The organism is Dactylosporangium sp. NPDC049140, from assembly GCF_040648435.1.
In genome coordinates this window covers 1-1,852 of sequence record NZ_JBEZDS010000147.1, presented here as the reverse complement: position 1 = coordinate 1,852, position 1,852 = coordinate 1, and the positions used below count along the sequence as shown (strand labels likewise).

Genomic DNA, 1,852 nt, shown 5'->3' with positions numbered 1-1,852 from the left:
CACCCGAAGCCAGCAGATACCCGGCCACATCCGCCGAACGCTGCCACAACTCGCCATAGGTCAACGCCGTGTCACCAGCACGGACCGCCACCGCCCCCGGATCCTGGGACGCAATCAGATCCAGCACAGTCTCGGCCCGGGGCAGCACGGTCACCGTGTCATTCCACCGTGCCAGATCGGCCACCTCGGCCGGCGTCAGCACGGGCAGCCGGGACAGACGCCGATCCGCGTCCGCGGCCACCGCCGCCAGCAACTCCCGGAAATGACCGACCAGACGGGCCATCCTGGCGTCGTCGAACAGGGTCGTGCTGTAGCGCAGCCGGCCGGCCAGCCCGGCGCCGGCCTCGAGCAGGGCGACGGACAGGTCGAACTTCACCGGCACCGCGACCGGCGCGGACGGCTGGTCCGGCAGGTCGGCGTCCCAGCGCTGCCCATCGGCGGCGGCGTAGTTGAACAGCACCTGGAACAGCGGCGACCGGGAGCGCTCACGGTGCACCCCGAGCTGGTCGACGAGCTGCTCGAACGGCAGGTCCTGGTGCGCGTACGCGGCCAGGGTCTCACCCCGCACCCGGCCCAGCAGCTCGGCGAACGTCGGATCGCCGGACAGGTCGGCCCGGAGCACGAGCGTGTTGACGAAGAAGCCGATCAGGCCCTCGATCTCCGACCGGTTCCGGTTGGCGATCGGTGTGCCGACGACGACGTCATCCTGACCGGCGTACCGCCCGAGGATGACACTGAACGCCGCGTACACCGTCATGAACATCGACACGCCGGCGGCCCGCGACAAGGCACGCAGCCCCGCGACCGTGTCGGCCGGGATCGCGAACTCGATCGCGGCGCCGGCGCTGGAGCGGATCGCCGGGCGCGGCCGGTCGGTCGGCAGGTTCAGCGCGGGCGCGCCGTCGAGCCGGGCACGCCAGTACTCGAGCTGGTCGCGCAGGATCTCGCCGGTGAGCCAGCGGCGCTGCCACACGGCGAAATCGGCGTACTGCACGGGCAGCGGGGCCAGGTCGAGACCCTGGTACAGCGCGTCGAGCTCGTGGCGCAGGATGCGCTCGGACCAGTCGTCGATGACGAGGTGGTGCATGGCGAGCGCGAGGATGTGCGCGCCCGTGCCGAGCCGCAGCAGCGACGCCCGCAGCAGCGCCCCGGCGGCCAGGTCGAACGGCACCTGCCGGTCGGCGGCGAGCCACGCCTCGGCGGCGGCCTCCGGATCGTCCTCAGTGGACAGGTCGACGATCGGCAGCACGAACTCCGCCGGCGGGTCGACAACCTGGCGTGGTACGCCGTCCGCGTCGGCAACGAGCCGTGTGCGGAGCACCTCCTGCCGCGCGACGAGCGCCTGGAGCGCGGCCCGCAGCGCCTCGACGTCGAGCTCACCGTCGTACCGGATCGTGGTCGGCGCGTTGTACTCGGCCGAGTTCGGCTCGAGCTGAGCCAGGAACCACAGCCGCTGCTGCGCGAACGACAACGGCAGCGCCTGGTCACGATCGGCGGGCGTGATGGGCGGCGCGGCGGCGCTGTCCTGCGACGCCCCGACGAGCGCGCCCAGCCGGCCGACGGTCGGCGCGTCGAAGACCGCCGCCACCGGTACCTCAACGCCGAACAAATTCCGCACCCGGGACGCGACCTGGGTGGCGAGCAGCGAGTGCCCACCCAGCGCAAAGAAGTCGTCGTGCACCCCGACCCGCTCGACGCCGAGCAGCTCCCCCCACACCCCGGCGAGCACCTCTTCGACAGCGTTCCGCGGCGCCACGAAGCCACCAACCTCGGCCCGCACCCCAGCCAACGCCCCCCGATCCACCTTCCCATTCGGCGTCAACGGCAGCACATCCAGCGCCACAAACACCGC

Annotated in this window: 1 protein-coding gene; it reads right to left on the bottom strand. The window is 72.1% G+C overall.

Going from position 1 to position 1,852, the window contains the following annotated elements; genetic code table 11:
- On the bottom strand, window positions 1-1,756 hold a 1,756-nt coding region (locus AB0B76_RS58900; RefSeq protein WP_360395167.1), incomplete at its 3' end, for a condensation domain-containing protein.
- Between the last annotated feature and the right edge of the window lie 96 nt (window positions 1,757-1,852).